17 protein-coding genes and 1 pseudogene are annotated in these 19991 nt (G+C 70.2%); 2 read left to right on the top strand and 16 right to left on the bottom strand.

Annotated features, from left to right (window positions below; genetic code table 11):
* Positions 1-283 precede the first annotated feature (283 nt).
* The 15 genes and pseudogenes from nuoN to GFD30_RS25145 all read right to left on the bottom strand — a co-directional run bounded on the left by nuoN (position 284) and on the right by GFD30_RS25145 (position 17226).
* On the bottom strand, positions 284-1831 hold the full coding sequence (gene nuoN, locus GFD30_RS25215) for an NADH-quinone oxidoreductase subunit NuoN (RefSeq protein WP_153027908.1): 1548 nt from the start codon (positions 1829-1831) through the stop codon (positions 284-286).
* Complete coding sequence (locus tag GFD30_RS25210; protein ID WP_153027907.1) at positions 1824-3362, bottom strand: NADH-quinone oxidoreductase subunit M; 1539 nt, start codon at positions 3360-3362, stop codon at positions 1824-1826. Before GFD30_RS25210 ends, nuoN begins: the two co-directional genes overlap by 8 nt.
* Positions 3359-5260 carry an NADH-quinone oxidoreductase subunit L gene (gene nuoL / locus GFD30_RS25205; protein ID WP_322633609.1) on the bottom strand — a complete coding sequence of 634 codons (1902 nt, stop codon included), beginning with the start codon at positions 5258-5260 and terminating at the stop codon, positions 3359-3361. The genes GFD30_RS25210 and nuoL overlap by 4 nt, the downstream gene beginning before the upstream one ends.
* Before the next feature lie 10 nt (positions 5261-5270).
* Positions 5271-5570 carry an NADH-quinone oxidoreductase subunit NuoK gene (gene nuoK, locus GFD30_RS25200; protein WP_091052246.1) on the bottom strand — a complete coding sequence of 100 codons (300 nt, stop codon included), beginning with the start codon at positions 5568-5570 and terminating at the stop codon, positions 5271-5273.
* Complete coding sequence (locus tag GFD30_RS25195; RefSeq protein ID WP_407649204.1) at positions 5567-6340, bottom strand: NADH-quinone oxidoreductase subunit J; 774 nt, start codon at positions 6338-6340, stop codon at positions 5567-5569. The genes nuoK and GFD30_RS25195 overlap by 4 nt, the downstream gene beginning before the upstream one ends.
* Positions 6340-6906, bottom strand: a complete 567-nt coding sequence (gene nuoI / locus GFD30_RS25190) for an NADH-quinone oxidoreductase subunit NuoI (RefSeq protein WP_153027906.1) — start codon at positions 6904-6906, stop codon at positions 6340-6342. The genes GFD30_RS25195 and nuoI overlap by 1 nt, the downstream gene beginning before the upstream one ends.
* Positions 6906-8222 carry an NADH-quinone oxidoreductase subunit NuoH gene (gene nuoH / locus GFD30_RS25185; RefSeq protein ID WP_153027905.1) on the bottom strand — a complete coding sequence of 439 codons (1317 nt, stop codon included), beginning with the start codon at positions 8220-8222 and terminating at the stop codon, positions 6906-6908. The genes nuoI and nuoH overlap by 1 nt, the downstream gene beginning before the upstream one ends.
* Entirely contained in the window at positions 8219-10705 is a 2487-nt protein-coding gene (locus GFD30_RS25180) for an NADH-quinone oxidoreductase subunit G (protein ID WP_265575472.1), read from the bottom strand. The genes nuoH and GFD30_RS25180 overlap by 4 nt, the downstream gene beginning before the upstream one ends.
* 4 nt (positions 10706-10709) lie before the next feature.
* Positions 10710-12041, bottom strand: coding sequence for an NADH-quinone oxidoreductase subunit NuoF (gene nuoF / locus GFD30_RS25175; protein WP_322633607.1), 1332 nt, complete (start codon positions 12039-12041; stop codon positions 10710-10712).
* Positions 12041-12751, bottom strand: a pseudogene (nuoE, locus tag GFD30_RS25170) (NADH-quinone oxidoreductase subunit NuoE); the annotation flags it as partial. The pseudogene nuoE and the gene nuoF, both read right to left, overlap by 1 nt.
* Positions 12748-14082 carry an NADH-quinone oxidoreductase subunit D gene (locus tag GFD30_RS25165; protein WP_322633605.1) on the bottom strand — a complete coding sequence of 445 codons (1335 nt, stop codon included), beginning with the start codon at positions 14080-14082 and terminating at the stop codon, positions 12748-12750. The gene GFD30_RS25165 and the pseudogene nuoE, both read right to left, overlap by 4 nt.
* Positions 14083-14176: 94 nt before the next feature.
* On the bottom strand, positions 14177-14872 hold the full coding sequence (locus tag GFD30_RS25160) for an NADH-quinone oxidoreductase subunit C (RefSeq protein WP_153027902.1): 696 nt from the start codon (positions 14870-14872) through the stop codon (positions 14177-14179).
* Positions 14869-15504: a NuoB/complex I 20 kDa subunit family protein gene (locus GFD30_RS25155; protein ID WP_153027901.1), complete on the bottom strand. Its 636-nt coding sequence runs from the start codon at positions 15502-15504 to the stop codon at positions 14869-14871. The genes GFD30_RS25160 and GFD30_RS25155 overlap by 4 nt, the downstream gene beginning before the upstream one ends.
* 4 nt (positions 15505-15508) lie before the next feature.
* Positions 15509-15868 (bottom strand): NADH-quinone oxidoreductase subunit A, encoded by a 360-nt coding sequence (locus GFD30_RS25150; protein WP_194202115.1) that lies wholly within the window; start codon positions 15866-15868, stop codon positions 15509-15511.
* A 2-nt stretch (positions 15869-15870) separates the two neighbouring features.
* Entirely contained in the window at positions 15871-17226 is a 1356-nt protein-coding gene (locus GFD30_RS25145) for a geranylgeranyl reductase family protein (protein WP_322633604.1), read from the bottom strand.
* Positions 17227-17669: 443 nt separating this feature from the next.
* On the opposite strand from GFD30_RS25145, the gene wrbA reads away from it, so the two are divergent.
* Positions 17670-18293, top strand: coding sequence for an NAD(P)H:quinone oxidoreductase (gene wrbA, locus GFD30_RS25140; RefSeq protein ID WP_153027900.1), 624 nt, complete (start codon positions 17670-17672; stop codon positions 18291-18293).
* Between the two features lie 189 nt (positions 18294-18482).
* Here wrbA and GFD30_RS25135 read toward each other — a convergent pair whose 3' ends face one another.
* Positions 18483-18944, bottom strand: a complete 462-nt coding sequence (locus tag GFD30_RS25135) for a MarR family winged helix-turn-helix transcriptional regulator (protein ID WP_153027899.1) — start codon at positions 18942-18944, stop codon at positions 18483-18485.
* Between the two features lie 82 nt (positions 18945-19026).
* On the opposite strand from GFD30_RS25135, the gene GFD30_RS25130 reads away from it, so the two are divergent.
* The gene (locus GFD30_RS25130; protein WP_153027898.1) at positions 19027-19887 is read left to right on the top strand and encodes a dioxygenase family protein; all 861 of its coding nucleotides are present in this window, start codon (positions 19027-19029) and stop codon (positions 19885-19887) included.
* The last annotated feature ends 104 nt before the right edge of the window (positions 19888-19991 follow it).

Raw genomic sequence — 19991 nt, 5'->3', positions numbered from 1 at the left:
GAACGAGAACCGCCGTTTGGTCCGCTTCTCCACCAGCACCTCTCGACCATGGATCTTCCACCGGTCGAACAGGTTACGTACTCCCTGATGCCCGACCCCCAGCAGGGAAGCCGCGCTCATATGGCCGGGACCGGCCTCGAACAGCGACACCGCAGCAGCACGCTCCTGCTCGGTCAACGAACTATACGGATGCAAACAACAACTCCCCGGAAGCGGAACCGAATTCTCAGTCCAACTTCCGGGGAGCAGTTCAGATGGCCCGGCGCCCCTTTCACCGTCAGTGTCAGGTGTTCAGGAACGTGCTCGCCTGGTCCACGATCTCCAGGAGGAAACCGGGGGCAACACCGAGGACGAGCGTCGCGGCGACGCCCGCGGCGACCACGGTGCCGGCCATCGGGCTGGGGAGGTTGACCGTGGGGGCGCCGGGAGCCGGCTCGCTGAGCCAGAGCAGGACGACGACCCGCAGGTACGGGAACGCGAGGATCGCCGAGGACACGACGCCGACGATCACCAGGCCCAGCTCGTCGGCCTGGACGGCCGCGGCGAACAGCGAGAACTTCGCGGTGAAGCCGCTCGTGAACGGGAGCCCCGCGAGCGCGAGCATCAAGATCGTGAACACGACCGCGGTGCCCGGGGAGTTCTTGCCCAGCCCGGCCCAGCGGGCCAGGTGGGTGGCCTCCTCGTCGCCGTCGCGCACCAGCGAGACCACGGCGAACGCCGCGATCACCGTGAAGCCGTAGGCGGCCAGGTAGAACATGGTCTGGCCGACGGCGTCGCCGAGGGCGATCACGCCGATGAGCAGGTACCCTGCGTTCGCGATCGAGCTGTACGCGAGCAGCCGCTTGATGTTCCGCTGCGTGACCGCGAAGATCGCGCCGCCGATCATCGTCGCGACGGCGATGATCGTCAGGATCAGGTGCCAGTCCCACGCCGAGGACGCCAGGCCCACGTTGAACACCCGCAGGAGCCCGCCGAACGCCGCCACCTTGACGCAGGCCGCCATCAGGGCCGTCACCGGCGTCGGGGCGCCCGTGTAGACGTCGGGGGTCCACATGTGGAACGGCACCGCGGCGGCCTTGAACAGCAGCGCGACCGCGATCATCGCGACGCCGATGTACAGGAACATCCGCGGCTGACCGGAGCTGACGCCCGCCTGGTTGATGCCCGCGAGGTCCACCGTCCCGGCGAAGCCGTAGAGCATCGCCATGCCGTACACGTAGAACGCCGACGCGAAGGCCCCCAGCAGGAAGTACTTCAGCGCCGCCTCCTGGCTGATGAGGCGGCGGCGCTTCGCGAGCCCGCACAGCAGGTACAGTGGAAGGCTCAGCATCTCCAGGGCGACGAACATGGTGAGCAGGTCGCCCGAGGTCACGAACATCATCATGCCGCCGACGGCGAACAGCGTCAGCGGGAAGATCTCCGTCGCGCCGTCCTCGCGGCGCTGCTCGATGTCCGCGGCCGAGTCGGCGACGACCGCGGCCTCGGCCACGAAGTCACCGCCCCTGACGGTGCGGCGCTCGGCGAGCAGCAGGACCGCGACGATCGCGAGGGCCGCGATCGTGCCCTGCAGGAACAGCCCCGGCCCGTCGATGACGACCGAGCCGAGCCCGGTGCCGCCGATCGAGAACACCGCGCCGTTCTTGTCCGCGTTGACGACGACCGCGACGAACGCGGACGCGAGCGCGGCCACGGCCAGCGCGACCTGGACGGGGAGCCGCCGGGCCTTCGGGACCGCCGCCTCGACCAGGAGTCCGGCGAAGGCCGCGACGAAGACGATGACCAGGGGGGCCAGCCCGGCCCAGTCGATCTGGAGCCCCGAGGACTCACTCATTGTCAGCTCCCAAGGGCAGGTCGGCGGGCTCGTCGGCGACGAACCCGAGCGTGTTGTCGACGGCCGGCTCGATCAGGTCGATGAGCGGCTGCGGGTAGAACCCGAAGCCGAGGATCGCGATCACCAGCGGCGCCACGAGGGCCTTCTCGCGCAGCGTGAGGTCGCGCTTCATCGCGGGCACCTCGTCGAGCACCGGGTTCCGGTCGCCCTGCATGGTGCGCTGGTACATCCAGAGCACGTACGCGGCGGCGAGGATGATCCCGAGCGTCGCCACGATCGCGACCGGCTCGTTCTCGGTGAACGCGCCGAAGAGGACCAGGAACTCGGAGATGAACGGGGCCGTCCCCGGCAGCGACAACGACGCGAGGCCCGCGAAGAGGAAGATCCCGGCGAGCAGCGGCAGCGTCTTCGCCGCCCCGCCGTAGTCCTTGATCTGCGCCGAGCCGCGGCGCAGGGTCAGGAAGCCCACCACGATGAACAGCAGGCCCGTGGCCAGGCCGTGGTTGAACATGTAGAGGACCGCGCCGGTGGCGGACGCCTGCGTGAACGCGAAGATGCCCAGGCCGATGAAGCCGAAGTGGGCGATCGACGTGTACGCGACGAGGCGCTTGAGGTCGGTCTGGCCGATCGCGACGAACGCCGCGTAGACCACGCCGATGACGCTCATCCCGATCACCCACGGCGCGAACGTGCGCGTCGCGTCCGGGAACAGCGGGAGGCAGTAGCGCAGGATCGCGAACGTGCCGATCTTGTCCATGACGCCGACCAGGAGCGCCGCGACCGCGGCCGGGGCCGCGCCGCCCGCGTCCGGGAGCCACGTGTGGAACGGGAAGAACGGCGCCTTGATCGCGAACGCGATGAAGAACCCGAGGAACAGCCAGTTCTGGAGCGTCCCCGCGGCCATCGGCTCGGCGTCCACGAGGGTCTGCCAGTCGAACACGCCGCCGTTGTTCACCCACAGGGCGATCACGGCGACGAGCATGAGCAGGCCGCCCAGCAGCGAGTACAGGAAGAACTTCACCGCCGCGTACTGCTTCTTCGGGCCGGTGCCGTAGGAGCCGATGAGGAAGTACATCGGCACGAGCATCGCTTCGAAGAAGAAGTAGAACAACAGGACGTTCGAGGCGAGGAACGTCGCGAGCATCGCCGCTTCGAGCGCGAGCACCAGCGCGAAGAACGCCGGGACGCTCCGGGTCACCGAGTCGAGGTCGCGCCAGGCCGCGAGCATCGCGATCGGCGTCAGGCCCGCGGTCAGCGCCACCAGCAGCAGCGCGATCCCGTCGACCCCCCACGACAGGTTGAGGTCCCAGGCCGAGATCCAGGTGTAGGACTCGGTGAACTGGAGCCACGGGGCGTCGTCCGAGTAGTCGAAGCCGACCGCGACGAGCGCCGTGATCACGGCGACCGCGCCCGCGAACCCGAGCGCGGTCCAGCGGGCCGCGTCCGCGTTCTCGCGCTTGATCGACGCCACGACCACCGCCCCGATCAGCGGGACGGCTACGAGCGCCGACAGCAACGGGAGTTCGTTCATTGGGTGACCACCACCATGAGTGCGGCCACCACGATGACCGCCCCGGACAGAATGGACAGGGCATAGGAGCGGACGAAACCGGTCTGGAGCGTCAGCAGGCGCCGCGACGACCCGCCGATCGCGGCCGAGAGGCCGTTCACGGCGCCGTCGACGACCCGGCCGTCCACGGCGACCGAGGCGCTGGCCGCGAGGCGGCCGGGGCGCTCGAAGAGGCCGCGGTTGACGGCCTCGCCGCCGAGGTCGGCGCGGGCGAGGCGCACGGGCCAGGCCGCGGCGCGCGGCACCTCGTCGGTGCCGCCCCGGAACAGGAGCCAGGCGAGTCCCGCGCCGAGGACGACGGCGGCCGTGGTCGCGATCGTGACCTGCATGTGGGTCAGGTGGCCGTGGGGCTCGTGGTGCTCGCCGAAGACGGGGACCAGCCACTCGGTGACGGGCGAGGCCATGAGGCCGCCCGCGGCGAGCGAGCCGAGGCCGAGGAGGACGAGCGGGCCGGTCATGATCGCCGGCGACTCGTGCGGGTGCACGTCCTCGGTCCACCGCTTGGGACCGTGGAACGTGAGGACGAACAGGCGGGTCATGTAGAACGCCGTGAGGGCCGCGCCGAGGAGGGCGGCGCCGCCGACGACCCAGCCCTGCCAGCCTTCGCGGGCGAAGGCCGCGGCGATGATCGGGTCCTTCGAGAAGTAGCCGGAGAACGGGAACAGGCCGATGATGGCGAGCCATCCGGCGGCGAACGTCGCGTAGGTGAGCGGCATCGTGCGCCAGAGCCCGCCGAAGCGGCGGATGTCGGTCTGGTCGTTCATGGCGTGCATGACCGAGCCGGAGCCGAGGAACAGGCCGGCCTTGAAGAAGCCGTGCGCGAGCAGGTGGATGATGCCGAGTGCGAACGCGGCGCCGCCGAGGCCGACGGCGAGGAACATGTAGCCGATCTGGGAGACCGTGGACCAGGCGAGGACGCGCTTGATGTCGTCCTTGGCGCAGCCGACGACCGCGCCGAACAGGAGCGTCAGGGCGCCCACGACGACGACGGCGGTCTGCACGTCCGGGTTCAGGCTGAAGATGACGTTCGAGCGGGCGATGAGGTACACGCCCGCGGTGACCATGGTGGCCGCGTGGATGAGCGCCGACACCGGGGTCGGGCCCTCCATGGCGTCCGGGAGCCAGGTCTGGAACGGCCACTGGCCGGACTTGCCGCAGGCCGCGGCCAGGAGCAGCAGGCCGATGGCGAGGCTCGTGCCGGCGGAGAGCGACGCGGCCCCGTTGAACACCTCCGCGAAGTCGACGGTGCCGAGCGTGCCGAGCATCGTGAACATGGCGAGGAGGAAGCCGACGTCGGCGACCCGGTTGGTCAGGAACGCCTTCTTGCCGGCGGTCGCGGCGGCCGGCTTGAGCTGCCAGAACGCGATGAGGAGGTAGGAGGCGAGGCCCACGCCCTCCCAGCCGACGAAGGTCATGAAGTAGTTGCCGCCGAGGACGAGCACGAGCATCGCGGCGGCGAACAGGTTGAAGTAGGCGAAGAACTTCCGGCGGCCCGCGTCGTGGGCCATGTACCCGACCGCGTAGACGTGGATGAGGAAGCCGACGCCGGTGATGAGCAGGCAGAAGACCGCGCTCAGCGGGTCGAACAGGAAGCTGGCCTCGATCTCGGTCCCGCCGACGGACAGGATCGTGAACAGGTCGAGGTGCGCGCTCTTGTTCTCAAGGCCCGCAAGGGAGCCGAACAGGCCGAGCGCGAGCGCGAAGGCGGCGCCGATCGTGGTGACGCCGAGCCAGTGGCCCCACTTGTCGGCGCGGCGGCCGGCGAGCAGGAGGACCGCGGCGCCGAGGGCGGGCAGGGCGATGAGCGCCCACGTGAAGGACAGCAGCCCTTCCGCGGGCGCGTACGAGATTTCGTCCACAGTGTCCCCTCTAGGCCTTCAGGAGGTTGGCGTCGTCGACGGAGGCGGAGCGCCGGGACCGGTAGATCGCCATGATGATCGCCAGGCCCACGACCACTTCGGCGGCGGCGACGGCCATGACGAAGAACGCCATCACCTGCCCGTCGATCGTGCCGGTGGTGCGCGCGAAGGTCACGAGCGTCAGGTTCCCGGCGTTGAGCATCAGCTCGACGCACATGAACACGACGATCGAGTTGCGCCGCACCAGGACGCCGACCGCGCCGATGCAGAACAGGGCCGCGGCGAGGATCAGGTAGTACTCGGGATTCACGAGTCCCGCCCTTCCGTGTGCTTCGGGGCCGCCTCGGCGGCGGTGAGCTGCCGCGGCGGGACGTACTCCGACAGGGACGCGGGCTCGATCGAGCCGTCGGGCCGCAGCGCGGGCGTCGCGGTCGAGTCGGAGGTGGCGAACACGCCCGGACCGGGCTTCGGGCCGGGGTAGTTCCCGGGCGCGAACCGCTCGCGGCTGTGCTCGCGCTGCCCGCGCGGGCCGCCCTTCTTGGCGACGTGCGCGAACATGAGCGCGCCGACGGCGGCGACGGTGAGGACGCCGGAGACCACCTCGAACGGGAACAGGTAGGTCGAGAACAGGGCCTCGGCGATCCGCTCGACGTTCCCCTGGCCGGCGGGCCCGGACGGCTCGGCGACGACGAGCCCCGAGACGGCCCGGCCCAGGCCGGCCGTCAGCAGCGCGGCCAGGCCGATGCCGAGGACCACCGCCAGCAGCCGCTGGCCCCGGAGCGTCTCGAACATGGAGTCCTTCGAGTCGCGCCCGAACAGCATGAGCACGAACAGGAACAGCATCATGATCGCGCCCGTGTAGACCATGATCTGCACGAAGCCCAGGAACGGCGCGCTCTGCATGATGTAGAAGACCGCGAGGCACATCATCGTGATCGCGAGCGAGAGCGCCGCGTGGATGGCCTGGCGGGACAGGACGAGGCCGACTGCCCCGGCGACCGCGATCGGCGCGAGGATCCAGAAGAACACGGCCTCGCCCGCGGACGCGGCCTGCGCCAGGTCGGCCTGTGCGAGCTCGATCACTGCCCGGCCCCCTTCTTCTGCGCGAGCATCTCCGTCAGTGAGAACTCGGCGCCTTCGCTCGCGCCCGGGTTGACCGGGCCCGACTCGTAGTAGTCCTTCTCGCTGTCGCCCAGGCGCATCGGGTGCGGCGGCTGCTCCATGCCCTCCAGGAGCGGGGCGAGCAGCTCCTCCTTGGTGAAGATGAGGTCGCGCCGGTCGTCGCGGGCCAGCTCGTACTCGTTGCTCATGGTGAGCGAGCGGGTCGGGCAGGCCTCGATGCACAGGCCGCAGAAGATGCAGCGCGCGTAGTTGATCTGGTAGGTCTTGGCGTACCGCTCGCCGGGCGAGAACCGCTCGGCCTCGGTGTTCTCGGCGCCCTCGACGTAGATCGCGTCGGCCGGGCAGGCCCAGGCGCACAGCTCGCAGCCGATGCACTTCTCGAGGCCGTCCGGGTGGCGGTTGAGCACGTGCCGGCCGTGGAAGCGCGGTTCGAGCTTCGAAGGCCGCTCGGGGTACTCGACCGTGACCTTCGGCTTGAACATGTGCGAGAAGGTGACGCCGAAGCCTTTGGCGAAACCGGACATTACTCCTCCTCTTTCTCGTCGGTGGAGCGCGAGCCGTTGATCGGCACTGCGGAAGTGTTCGCCGGTTCGAGCTGCTTGAGGGAGCGCGGGTTCGGCGGGACCGCGAGGTCCAGCGGCGGCACGGGGAAGCCGCCCAGGCCCGTGTCGGGCTCGGCCGGGTCCTCGTAGGGCTTGCGGCTGGGCCAGAAGAAGATCAGCGCCATCACCACGATCGCGGCGCCGCCGGCGAACGCGATCCGGGTCGGCAGCTCGTTGCCCGTGTCCAGCCCGATGTTCATGGCCGCCAGGACCATGAGCCACACCAGCGAGACCGGGACGAGGACCTTCCAGCCCAGGTTCATGAACTGGTCGTAGCGCAGGCGCGGCAGCGTCCCGCGCAGCCACACGTAGAAGAACAGGAACGCCAGGACCTTCCCGAAGAACCACACCAGCGGCATGAAGCCCTCGTTCGCGCCCGGCCACCAGGAGTCGGGGAACGGCGCGGCCCAGCCGCCCAGGAACAGCGTCACCGCCAGGGCCGACATCGTCACCATGTTCACGTACTCGGCGAGGAAGAACGACGCGTACTTCAGGCTCGAGTACTCGGTCGCGAAGCCGGCGACCAGCTCCGACTCGGCCTCGGGGAGGTCGAACGGGGCCCGGTTCGTCTCGCCGACCATCGCGATCACGAAGATCACGAAGCTCGGCGCGAGGACGATGAAGTACCAGCCCGGCAGCGTGATCTCCGCGCCGCCGAGGTTCAGCGGCAGGCCCTCGGCCTGCGCCTCCACGATCGCGCCCGTCGACATGAGCTGCGACTGGAAGAACACCGCCAGGACCGCCAGGCCCAGCGCGATCTCGTACGAGATCACCTGCGCCGCGGCCCGGAGCGCGCCCAGCAGCGAGTACGCCGAGCCCGAGGCCCATCCGGCGAGCACGATCCCGTAGACGCCGAGCGCCGAGCAGGCCAGGATCACCAGGACGCTCACCTCGAAGTCGGTGAGCTGCAGCTCGGTCTCGATGCCGAAGACGCTCACCTCCGGACCGAACGGGATCACCGAGAACGCCGTGAACGCGCACGCCACCGCGATCACCGGCGCCGCGATGAACACGATCTTGTCCGCGGTGCGCGGCATCAGGTCCTCTTTGAACGCGAGCTTCAGGCCGTCCGCCAGCGACTGGAGGAGCCCGAAGGGCCCGTTCCGGTTCGGGCCGGGCCGGACCTGCATGATCGCGACCACGCGGCGCTCGTACCAGATGGTGAACAGCACCAGCAGGACCAGGACCACGAAGACGAGGACGCCCTTGACGAGCATCAGCCACAGGGGATCGTTCATGAGTTGACCGCCTCCACTTGGTCGCCCGGCGAGGCCTGCGAGCCGGGCATGTGCTCAGTAGCCGGCCGGGGCGGGCTCGGGTAGGCCCGGATCTGCACCACGTCGCCCGAGCCGGCGCCGAGGTGGCGGTAGATCCCGCGGCCCGGCGCGTTCTGCGGCAGCCAGACCACCCCTTCGGGCATGTCCGTGACCGCCAGCGGCAGCGTGATCCCGCCGATCGAGGTCGACACCGTCACGCCCGCGCCCTGGGACGCGCCGATCGCCTTCGCGGTGGCCGCGCTCAAGCGCACCACCGGGTCGGGGGCGCAGCCGGCCAGGTGCGGGTTGTTCTCCTGGAGCGAGCCGCCGTCGAGGAGCTGGCGCCAGGTCGCGAGCACCGCCTTGCCGGGCTCGGCGGGCCGGGCCGGCGTGTCGCCGGCCCAGTCCGGGGCCGGCTGGCGGGTGATCGGGTCCGGGAGCCCGGCGAGCTCGCCGCGCACCGTCCGCGTGTCGCCCAGGCCGAGCTTGACGCCCATGACGTCCGCGAGCGCGTCGAGCACCGCGTGGTCGCTCATCAGGTCCGACTCGATCACCGTGTCGAAGGTGCGCAGGCGCCCTTCCCAGTCGAAGAACGCCCCGGCCTTGCCGGTGACCGGCGCGACCGGGAGGACCACGTCCGCGACGCGGGTGACGGCCGAGTGCCGGATCTCCAGCGAGACCACGAAGCGGGCCGCGTACAGGGCCGCCTCGACCGCCGGCGCGTCCGCGAAGTCGTACGGGTCGACCCCGCCGATGAGCAGCGCGTCGATCTCGCCGTCCGCGGCCGCCTGCAGGATGTCCCAGGCGGGCCGCCCGTCCGCGCCGGGCAGGGACTCGACGCCCCAGTACTCGGCGAGCTGGTCGCGGTCGGCCGCATAGGAGGCGAGGCCGCCGCCGGGCAGGAGACCGGGGAGGCACCCGGCCTCGACCGCGCCCCGGTCGCCCGCGCGGCGCGGGATCCAGGCGAGGCGGGCCCCGGTGGCGCGGGCCAGCCGCACCGCCGCCGAGAACGCGCCCTCGACCGTGGCGAGGCGCTCGCCGAGGAGGATGACCGCACCGGCTTCGGCGAGGGCGTCGCGGACGTAGCCGCCGCGGGTCCAGCCCTCGAGGAGCTCGGCCTCTTCGCCCGGCAGGGCCTCGATGAGGTTCGCGTCGAGCTTGCGGGTCCCGTTCGTCGCGAACGGGGCGACCACGTGGACGCGCTGCCCGCGGGACCGGACCGCCTTGCGCATGCGCAGGAACGCGATCGGGCACTCCTCTTCGACTTCGAGCCCGACCGCGAGCACGACCGGGGCCTGCTCGAGGTCCTCGTAGGTGACCGCACCGCTGGAGGGGTAGACCCCGGCGACGGCGTGGGCGAGGAACTCGGACTCCTCGGTCGAGTGGGGCCGGGAGCGGAAGTCGATGTCGTTGGTGGCGAGGGCGACCCGCGCGAACTTGGAGTACGCGTAGGCGTCTTCGACGGTGAGCCGGCCGCCGGTGAGGACGCCGACCCGGCCGGAGGCGGTCTCGCCCGTGCTGCCGAGTCCGGCGGCGGCGCGGCGCAGGGCCTCGGGCCAGGACGCCTCGCGCAGGGACCCGTCGGCTTCGCGGACGAGCGGCTTGGTGATGCGGTCGGCCGCGTCGATGTAGGACATCGCCCAGCGGCCCTTGTCGCAGTTCCACTCCTCGTTCACGGCCGGGTCCTCGCCGGCGAGGCGCCGGAGGACCTTGCCGCGGCGGTGGTCCGAGCGCTGCGAGCACCCGGCCGAGCAGTGCTCGCACACGCTCGGGCTGGACACGAGGTCGAACGGGCGGGACCGGAACCGGTACTGGGTGCCGGTGAGGGCGCCGACCGGGCAGATCTGGACGGTGTTGCCCGAGAAGTAGGACTCGAACGGCTCGTCCTCGTAGACGCCGACCTGCTCGAGCGCGGAGCGCTCCATGAGCTCGATGAACGGGTCGCCGGCGATCTGGTCGGAGAAGCGGGTGCAGCGCGCGCACAGGACGCAGCGCTCGCGGTCGAGCAGGACCTGGGAGGAGATCGGCAGCGCCTTCTTGTAGCGGCGCTTGTCCGCCGGCTCCATGCGGGTCTCGGTGCGGCCGGTGCTCATCGCCTGGTTCTGGAGCGGGCATTCGCCGCCCTTGTCGCAGACGGGGCAGTCCAGGGGGTGGTTGATCAGGAGGAACTCCATGATCCCCTCCTGGGCGTCCTTCGCGACCTCGCTGGTGTGCTGGGTCTTGACGACCATGCCCTGCATGGCGGTGGTCGTGCACGAGGCCGCAGGTTTGGGCATGCCGCGCCCGTTGCCCATGTCGGGGACGTCGACGAGGCACTGGCGGCAGGCCCCGGCGGGTTCGAGCAGCGGGTGGTCGCAGAACCGGGGGATCTCGATGCCGAGCTGCTCGGCGGCCCGGATGATCAAGGTGCCCTTGGGGACCGTGACCTCGATGCCGTCGATGGTGAACGTGACTTGATCGGTCATGGTTTCAGTGCGCTCCGATCTTCTCGGCATCGAACAAGGGCGTCTTGTGGCCCTCGATGTAGTCGAGGTAGTCCTGCCGGAAGAACTTCAGGGAGGAGGTGACGCAGGAGGTCGCGCCGTCGCCGAGACCGCAGAAGGAGCGGCCGAGGAGGTTCTTGCACGCGGACTCCAGGAGGTTGAGGTCGCCCATCTGGCCGCGGCCGGAGAGGATCCGCTCGTAGACGCGGACCATCCAGTAGTTGCCTTCGCGGCAGGGGGTGCACTTGCCGCAGGACTCGTGCGCGTAGAACTTGATCCAGCGCCAGCAGGCGACCACCGGGCAGTCCTGGTCGGAGAAGACCATGACGGCGGTGGTGCCGAGGATCGACCCGGCCTTGGCGACGTTGTCGAAGTCGAGCGGGACGTCGATGGAGTCGGCCGAGAGCATCGGGGTCGAGGAGCCGCCGGGCGTGAAGTACCGGAGCTCGTGGCCCTCCTGCATGCCGCCTGCGAGCTCGATGAGCTCGCGGAGGGTGGTGCCGAGCGAGCACTCGTACTGGCCGGGGCGCTTCACGCGGCCCGAGAGCGAGTAGATCATCGTCCCGGCCGCGTTCTCGGAGCCGAGGGACTTCCACCACTCGGCGCCGCCGAGCACGATGTGCGGGACGGCGGCGATGGTGCCGACGTTGTTGATGCAGGTCGGCTTGTTGTAGAGCCCGTGCGTGGCCGGGAACGGCGGCCGCAGGCGCGGCTGGCCGCGCTTGCCTTCGAGGGAGTCCAGGAGGGCGGTCTCCTCGCCGCAGATGTACGCGCCGGCGCCGGAGTGGATCACGACCTCGAGGTCGAACCCGGAGCCGAGGATGTCCTTGCCGAGATAGCCGGCCTCCTTCGCTTCGCGGACGGCGTTGCGCAGGCGCCGGGCGGCGTGGATCGCCTCGCCGCGGACGTAGACGTAGGCCCGCGACGCCTTGATCGCGTACGAGGCGATGATGATGCCCTCGATGACGGCGTGCGGGTCGTTCATCATGAGCGGCAGGTCCTTGCAGGTGCCCGGCTCGCCTTCGTCGGCGTTGACGACGAGGTAGTGGTCCTGGCCGTCGTCGGGCACGAACTGCCACTTCATGCCGACGGGGAAGCCGGCGCCGCCGCGGCCGCGGTGGCCGGACTCCTTCATGAACGCGATGAGGTCGGCCTGGGAGTACTTGAGCGCCTTGCGGAGCGCCTTGTAGCCGTCGAGCTGCTCGTAGACCTCGAGCCGCCACGCGCCGGGCGAGAGCCAGCGCTTGGTGATGACGGGCTTGAGCTTGTCGAGGACGGCTTCGCGGGGACGCCGGGGACCGGGCACGGTAACGCTCACTTCGCTTCCTCAGGTTGCTTGACGGCGCCGTCGTCCGCCAGCAGCGGGGCGTCGGGGTCGAACGCGGGCGCGGTGATGCCGGCCTCGGCGGCGAGGCGGGCCCCGGCGAGCGTGGCCTCGCCCTGGGCGTTGCCCTCGAGTCCGGCGGGGCGCTCCTCCTCGAAGCCGGCGAGCTGCACGGAGATCTCGCGGAGGGTGCACAGCGGGGCGCCGCGGCTGGGGACGGGGCGGCGCCCCTCCTTCAGCTCGCGGACGAGGTCGAGTGCCTTGGCCTCGTCCATGTCGTCGTAGAACTCGTAGTTGACGGTGACGACGGGCGCGTAGTCGCAGGCGGCGAGGCACTCGGCGTGCTCGAGCGTGATCTTGCCGTCCACGGTGGTCTCGTCGTGGCCGACGTCGAGCTCGTCGCTGAGCGCGTCGAACACCTTCTGCCCGCCCTTGGCCTGGCAGAGGGTGTTGGTGCACACCGAGACGAGCCAGTCGCCGGCCGGTTCGCGCTTGTACATGGTGTAGAAGGTCGAGACCGCCTGCACCTGGGCCTTGGTGATGCCGAGGACCTCGGCGCAGAACGCGATGCCGTCCTCCGAGACGTACCCGTCGTGCGACTGCACGAGGTGCAGGAGCGGCAGGAGCGCCGAGCGCTCGCGGCCCTCGGGGTAGCGGACGAGGATGGCCTCGGCCTGCTCGCGGATCTTCTCCGGGTAGTTCACCTGTCGCAACCTCCCATGACCGGGTCGAGCGAGGCCCCGCCCGCGATGACGTCAGCGAGCAGGCCGCCCTCGGCGAGCGCCGGGATGGCCTGGAGGTTGACGAAGGAGGGCTCTCGCAGATGGACGCGGAACGGCCGGGTGCCGCCGTCGGAGACGGCGTGGATCCCGAGTTCGCCGCGCGGGGCCTCGATGGCGGTGTACACCTGCCCGGCCGGGACCCGGAAGCCCTCGGTGACGAGCTTGAAGTGGTGGATCAGCGCCTCCATCGACTGGCTCATGATGTGCCGGATGTGGTTGAGGCTGTTGCCCATGCCGTCGCCGCCGAGGGCGAGCTGGGCGGGCCAGGCGATCTTCTTGTCCTCGACCATGACCGGGCCGGGCTCGAGCTTCTCGAGGCCCTGCTCGATGATGCGCAGGCTCTGGCGGATCTCCTCGAGGCGGACGAGGTACCGGGCCCAGGCGTCGGCGCCGTTGTGGGTCGGGACCTCGAAGTCGTACTCCTCGTAGCCGCAGTACGGCATGGTCTTGCGCAGGTCCCAGGGGAGCCCGGCGGAGCGCAGGACGGGGCCGGTGACGCCGAGGGCGAGGCAGCCGGAGACGTCGAGGTAGCCGACGCCCTGGGTGCGCTCCTGCCAGATGGCGTTGCCGGTGAGGAGGCCCTCGTAGTCGTCGAGGCCCTTCGGCATGTACTCGACGAACTCGCGGATCATCCGGACGCCGTCGGCGGGGAGGTCCTGGGCGACGCCGCCGGGGCGGACGTAGGCCATGTTCATGCGCAGGCCGCAGACGGCCTCGAAGATGTCGAGGATCTTCTCGCGGTCGCGGAAGCCGTAGATCATCATCGAGAGCGCGCCGAGCTCCATGCCGGTGGTCGCGAGGGCCACCAGGTGGGAGCTGATGCGGTTGAGCTCCATCATGATCACGCGGATGACGTTCGCGCGGCGCGGCACCTCGACGTCGAGGAGCTTCTCGACGGCGAGGCAGTACGCGGTCTCGTTGAAGATCGGCGCGAGGTAGTCGGCGCGGGTGACGAACGTGGTGCCCTGGACCCAGGTCCGGTACTCCATGTTCTTCTCGATGCCGGTGTGCAGGTACCCGACGATGGGCCGGACCGAGCGGACCGTCTCGCCTTCGAGTTCGCACACCAGGCGCAGCACGCCGTGCGTGGACGGGTGCTGCGGGCCGAGGTTGACGATGAGGCGCTCTTCGCTGACGGGGTCGACCGAGGCGACGAGCTCGTCCCAGTCGCCGCCGGTGACGGTGTAGACGCGGCCCTCGGTGGTGTCCCGCTCGGCCGCGTACGCGTCGGCGCCGTGCTCTGTAGTGGTCACTTGTAAGACCTCCGCTCATCGGGCGGCGACTGTGCCGCACTTCCGCGGGGGGCTTCGCCACCCCGCACCCCCCATGGGGCGTTCAGGCCGCGGATCACTTGTAGGACCTCCGCTCATCCGGCGGGGGGATGTGCGCGCCCTTGTATTCGATGTCGATGCCGCCGAGCGGGTAGTCCTTCCGCTGCGGGTGGCCCTCCCAGTCGTCGGGCATGAGGATGCGGGTCAGGTGCGGGTGGCCTTCGAAGACCACGCCGAACATGTCGTAGGCTTCGCGCTCCTGCCAGTCGGCGGTCGGGTAGACCGAGGTCACCGACCGGACCACGGGGTGGTCGAGGCCGACGGCGGTCTCCAGGCGGACCCGGCGCCGGTAGGTCATCGACGTCAGGTGGTAGGCGATGTGGAGCCGGTTGCGCTGGTCCGGGTAGTCCACACCGGACACCGAGTTGCACAGTTCGAAGCGGAGGCTCTCGTCGTCGCGCATGGTCCGGCACACCGCTTCCGTGCGGTCGGGCGCGATGTGGATCGTGAGTTCGCCGCGGTCGACGACGACCGCGCGGGCGACGTCCTCCCCGAGGAGTTCGCGCAGGGCCCCGACGACCTCGTCGAAGTAGCCGCCGAGCGGTTCGGGGGTGGAGGCGATCTCGGCGCCGAGCGGCGTGGCCTGGACGAGGCCGCCGAAGCCGGAGGTGTCCCCGGAGTCGACGGCGCCGAAGAGGCCCTTGCGCTGCATGCCGACCGGCTGGACGCCGTCCGGGCGGTCCTCGCCCGTGCCGGTCCGTTCGTCGCTCATCGCTTCGCCACCGCCTTCCGGATCCGGAGCTGCTCCTCGGTGCCGGCCTTGACGGCCTCGGTCCACTCCTTCTTGCGCTGCTTGTCGAAGCGGTAGGAGGAGGGCATCGCGCCGGGCTTGATGACCGGCTCGGGCAGGTCGGCGAGGGCCTGCCTGCGCTTCTCCCCCAAGGGCTCGGCCTGGACCTTCTCGTGGAGCTTGAGGATCGCGTCGAGGAGCATCTCGGGGCGGGGCGGGCAGCCCGGGAGGTACATGTCGACGGGGACGACGTGGTCGACGCCCTGGACGATCGCGTAGTTGTTGAACATGCCGCCGGAGGTGGCGCACACGCCCATCGACAGGACCCACTTGGGTTCGGCCATCTGGTCGTAGATCTGGCGCAGGACGGGCGCCATCTTCTGGCTCACCCGCCCGGCGACGATCATGAGGTCGGCCTGGCGCGGCGAGGCCCGGAAGACCTCCATGCCGAACCGGCCGGTGTCGTAGCGGGCGGCGCCGGTGGCCATCATCTCGATGGCGCAGCAGGCGAGGCCGAACGTGGCGGGCCACATCGAGGCCCGGCGCGTCCAGTTCACCAGCGCCTCGACGGAGGTGAGGATGATGCCCTGCGGGAGTTTCTCTTCGATACCCATTGGCCTAGTCCCAGTCCAGTCCGCCGCGGCGCCATTCGTAGGCGTAGGCGACGAACAGTGCGGCGATGAACATGAAGACGGCCCAGAATCCGAAGATCCCGAGCACGTCGTGGTGGACCGCCCACGGCACGAGGAAGATGATCTCGATGTCGAAGACGATGAACAGCATGGCGGTGAGGTAGAACTTCACCGGGAACTTGGTGGGGCCCGACGTGGTCGGCGCGGGTTCGATGCCGCACTCGTAGGGGTCTTCCTTGGCGCGGTTCCGGCGGCGGGGCCCGGCGATCCGCGAGGCGATGACCGAGACGACGCCGAAGCCGGCTCCGATCGCGAGCATGATGACGACCGGTACGTAGACTTCCATCCTCAGAGCCTCCTTTCGGTGAAGCGTGCGAATCGAGCCCGTGAGCGGCTGATTCCTGGAGTGACGAACCGCATGCCGTTGACGATCCGGTCGGCGGCGTCCCGCCCGGGCGTGTCGGTGAGGTTCGCGAGCAGTTTCAGTACGACGCGCATGAGCGCGGGACGTTTCAGGCCGTGCTCGGTGCACAGCTTCATGACGGCGGGCTTGCCGATGAGGTGGGTGAAGATGCCGCCCATCCGGTAGTAGGAGCCCCAGAGGTCGTCCATCCGGTCGGGGTAGGTCCGCAGCGCGGCTTCGCGCCGGGGCACGCTGGGGGCCTTGAACGCCTGGGCGACGACCTCCGCGGCCGCTTCGCCGGCCTCGATCGCGTAGGCGATGCCCTCGCCGTTGAAGGGGTTGACCATGCCGCCGGAGTCGCCGACGAGCATGAGGCCGCGGCTGTAGTGCGGGGTCCGGTTGAAGCCCATGGGGAGTGCGGCGCCGCGTACGGGGCCGTCGGCGTTGGCCTCGTCGGCGAGGCCCCATTCTTCGGGGGTGTTCGCGAGCCAGTCGCGCAGGAGGGCGCGGTAGTCGGTCTTGCCGTAGCCCTCGGAGGAGTTGAGGACGCCGAGGCCGGCGTTGACGCGGCCGTCGCCGAGGCCGAAGATCCAGCCGTAGCCGGGCTGGAGCACGTCGGGTTCGGCGGCGGTGCGCAGCGAGAGCCAGGACTCGAGGTACTCGTCGTCGTGCTTGGCCGCGGACTTGTAGTACTGGCGGACCGCGACGCCCATGGGGCGCTTCTCGTTCCGCTTGAGGCCGAGGGAGAGGGCGAGGCGCCCGGAGACGCCGTCGGCGGCGATCACCAAGGGGGCCTTGAACGTCACGGTCTCGCCGGCGCGGGACGCACCGTCGCTGAGGACGGCACCGTCGCTGAGGACGGCACTGACGCCGCAGACGCGGCCGGCGAGGTCGAACAGGGGCGCGGTGACCTTGACGCCGGTGAGGAGCTTCGCGCCGGTCTCGACGGCCCGGTCGGCGAGGAGCCGGTCGAAGTCGTAGCGGGTGCGGGTGAGCCCGTAGTCGGGGAACTGCTCGAGGGCGGGCCAGTCGAGCTCGATGGCGAAGTCGTCGGCGACGACGCGCAGGCCGCGGTTGCGGATCCAGCCGGCGGACTCGGAGGTGTCGACGCCCATCTTGAGGAGCTGCGCGACCGCGCGCGGGGTCAGCCCGTCGCCGCAGACCTTCTCGCGCGGGAACCGGGTCTTCTCGAGCAGCAGCACGTCGAGGCCCCGGGCGGCCAGGTGGTGGGCCGCGGCCGAACCACCGGGCCCGGCGCCGACGACGATGACATCGGCATCCGAGGTTGCGTGAGTGGTCACGGGCGTCCTCTCAGGCGAACGGGGCGGTGATCCTTGTAACGACCAGCCTGCTTGTGAAGATCTTCACAAGCGTTTGCGGCCAGTCTAGAACTTCGATATCTACGCCCTGTCACTTAGGTCCGCCTAAGTTGTCATTATTCGAGGTCACGAGCCGTACGCGTGTACTTGAACCAGAGTTGCGGGAGCGATGGGAGCGGCGGGCGTGACGTTGCGAGGGTGAGTGATAAAGCCGACACTTGATGCACCAAGGAACACTCGACATCAGGAAACACTCTCGTAACACGAGGAGCGGTCGCGAGGACTGCCCTGACGGAGCGACTCGGGCCGGAACGCGCGGCGTGGGGATCACCACATCGTTCGAATTTGAACTTTGCGGACGCGACCGCTATGGTCGAGGGGTAATTCAAATTAGAACGACTTTCCCCGTTTGGAAGAGGTAGGACATGTCCGTCGCTCCCGTCAAGGTCTCCGTGATCTTCTACTCGGCCACCGGCAACGTCACCGCTCTGGCCCGCCAGATCGCCGCCGCCGCCGAGAAGGCCGGCGCCGAGGTGCGCCTGCGCCGCGTCGCCGAGCTGGCCCCGCAGGCCGCGATCGACTCGAACCCGGCGTGGGCCGCGAACGTGCAGGCCACCGCGGACATCCCCGAGGCCACGCCCGAGGACGTCGAGTGGGCGGACGCGGTGCTGGTCGGCTCCCCGACCCGCTTCGGCAACATCGCCTCGCAGGCCAAGCAGTTCCTCGACACCCTCGGCGGCCTCTGGTTCCAGGGCAAGCTCGCCGGCAAGGTGTACTCCGGCTTCGCCTCGGCCTCCGGCAAGCACGGCGGCAACGAGTCCACGCTGCTCGCGCTGTACAACTCGTTCCACCACTTCGGCGGCATCGTCGTGGCCCCCGGCTACTCGAACGAGATCCTCTTCGCGAACGCCTCCCCGTACGGCGTCTCGCACTGGAACGGCTCGGACATCGACGAGACGACCCTCGCCGCCGCGGCCGCCCAGGCCGAGCGCGTGGTCGAGACCGCCGCGGCCCTCAAGGCCGGCCGCGAGGCGCTCGCCTCCGCGTAACGCCGCGCCAGGACGTGCGCGACGCCCGGCCGGATCCCAAGGGCACCTGCGGGATCGGCCGGGCGTTGTCGTATCCGCAGCGCTGTCGTCCGAGGAACGCGGTCGTTGCAGCGGCATCGTCAGCGGCACATGGCTCGGAGCATTCTCGTGCTCACCGCCGAGAAGCGGCATGCCGTTCCGCGGTGCGTCTTACAGGGCCTTGATGCGGTCGACGATGCGCCGGGCCATGTCGCCCAGGAGCCGGACCTCGTCGCGGGAGAGCTCGTCGAAGATGAGGGAGCGCACGGTCTGGACGTGGCCGGGCGCGGCCCGCTTCAGGAGTTCGCGGCCGCTGTCGGTGAGGGTGGCGAGGGTCGAGCGGCCGTCGGTGGGGCAGGCGTACCGGCGCAGCAGGCCGTCCTTCTCCAGGCGCCGCGCCACGTGGGAGAGGCGCGAGAGCGAGCCGTTGCACAGGAACGCGAGGTCGCTCATGCGCATCGTCTGGTTCTCGGCGTACTCGAGGGTCACGAGGACCCCGTACTCGAAGTGGCTCAGGCCGACGTCCCGCCGCAGCGACTGGTCGAGGGCGCCCGGGAGGCGCATGACCAGGCCGATCAGTGGCAGCCAGGCCGCCATCTCCTCGTCGTCGAGCCACGCCGCCTCATCACTCATGCCCCAAGCTTAACTTCAATAGTTGATTCCTCAAGCAACCCGAGTAGCATTTTCCTTGAAGGTTCAAGAGTCTGGAGTTCCCATGTCCACCCGTCCCGGCGCCGCGTTCGACGCCTTCCTCGAGACCACCGCGCCCCGCGCGGCCGAGCGGCGCGACTGGACCCCCGAAGACGGGGCCCTGCCGGCGCTGTACCTCAGCCACGGCGCGCCGCCGCTGTTCGACGAGGCGGCGTGGATGGAGCAGCTCTTCGCGTGGGCGCAGGGGCTGCCGAGGCCCAAGGGGGTCCTGATCGTCTCGGCCCACTGGGAGGCCGCGCCGCTCATGATCTCCAGCCCGGCCCCGGGTACGCCGCTGGTCTACGACTTCGGGGGCTTCCCCGAGCGGTACTTCCGGATGACGTACGAGACGCCGGACGCGACCGCCATGGCCCGCCGGGTCGCCGCCGCGATGCCGGACACCGAACCGCTCCACCGGCACGCGAGCCGGGGCCTCGACCACGGCGCGTGGGTCCCGCTCAAGGTCATGTACCCGCACGGCGACGTCCCGGTCCTGCAGCTCTCGATCCCGACCCACGACCCGGACCGCCTGATGGACCTCGGCCGGCGGCTGCGCCCGCTGCGCGAGGAGGGCTACCTGGTGATCGGCTCGGGGTTCATGACGCACGGCCTCCCGTTCATCGACTTCCGCCGGCCCGACGCCGTCCCGGGCTGGTCCGCGGACTTCGACGCGTGGGTCGCGGAGGCGCTGGAGCGCGGCGACATCGACGAGCTGGCGCGCTACCGCTCGCAGGCTCCGGGGATGCCGTACGCGCACCCGACGGTCGACCACTACATCCCGCTGTTCGTGACCTACGGCGCCGCCTCGGAGCAGGAGCAGCGGGCGGAGACGGTCATCGACGGCTACTGGCTCGGCCTCTCGAAGCGCAGCTTCCAGCTCGCCTAGCGGGCTGGACCGCGGGCAGGTGATCGTCAGCCGCCGCCCGCAGGCGCCGTCCGCGCCGCCGCCCACCACGGCGGCGCGGGCGGCGTGCCCGGCCGGGCGGTGCC

The sequence above is a fragment of the Glycomyces albidus genome, from assembly GCF_009451885.1.
Classification (GTDB): Bacteria; Actinomycetota; Actinomycetes; order Mycobacteriales; family Micromonosporaceae; genus Glycomyces; species Glycomyces albidus.
Note: the sequence above shows the minus strand (reverse complement) of the source record. Positions and strands in the feature narration are given on the sequence as shown.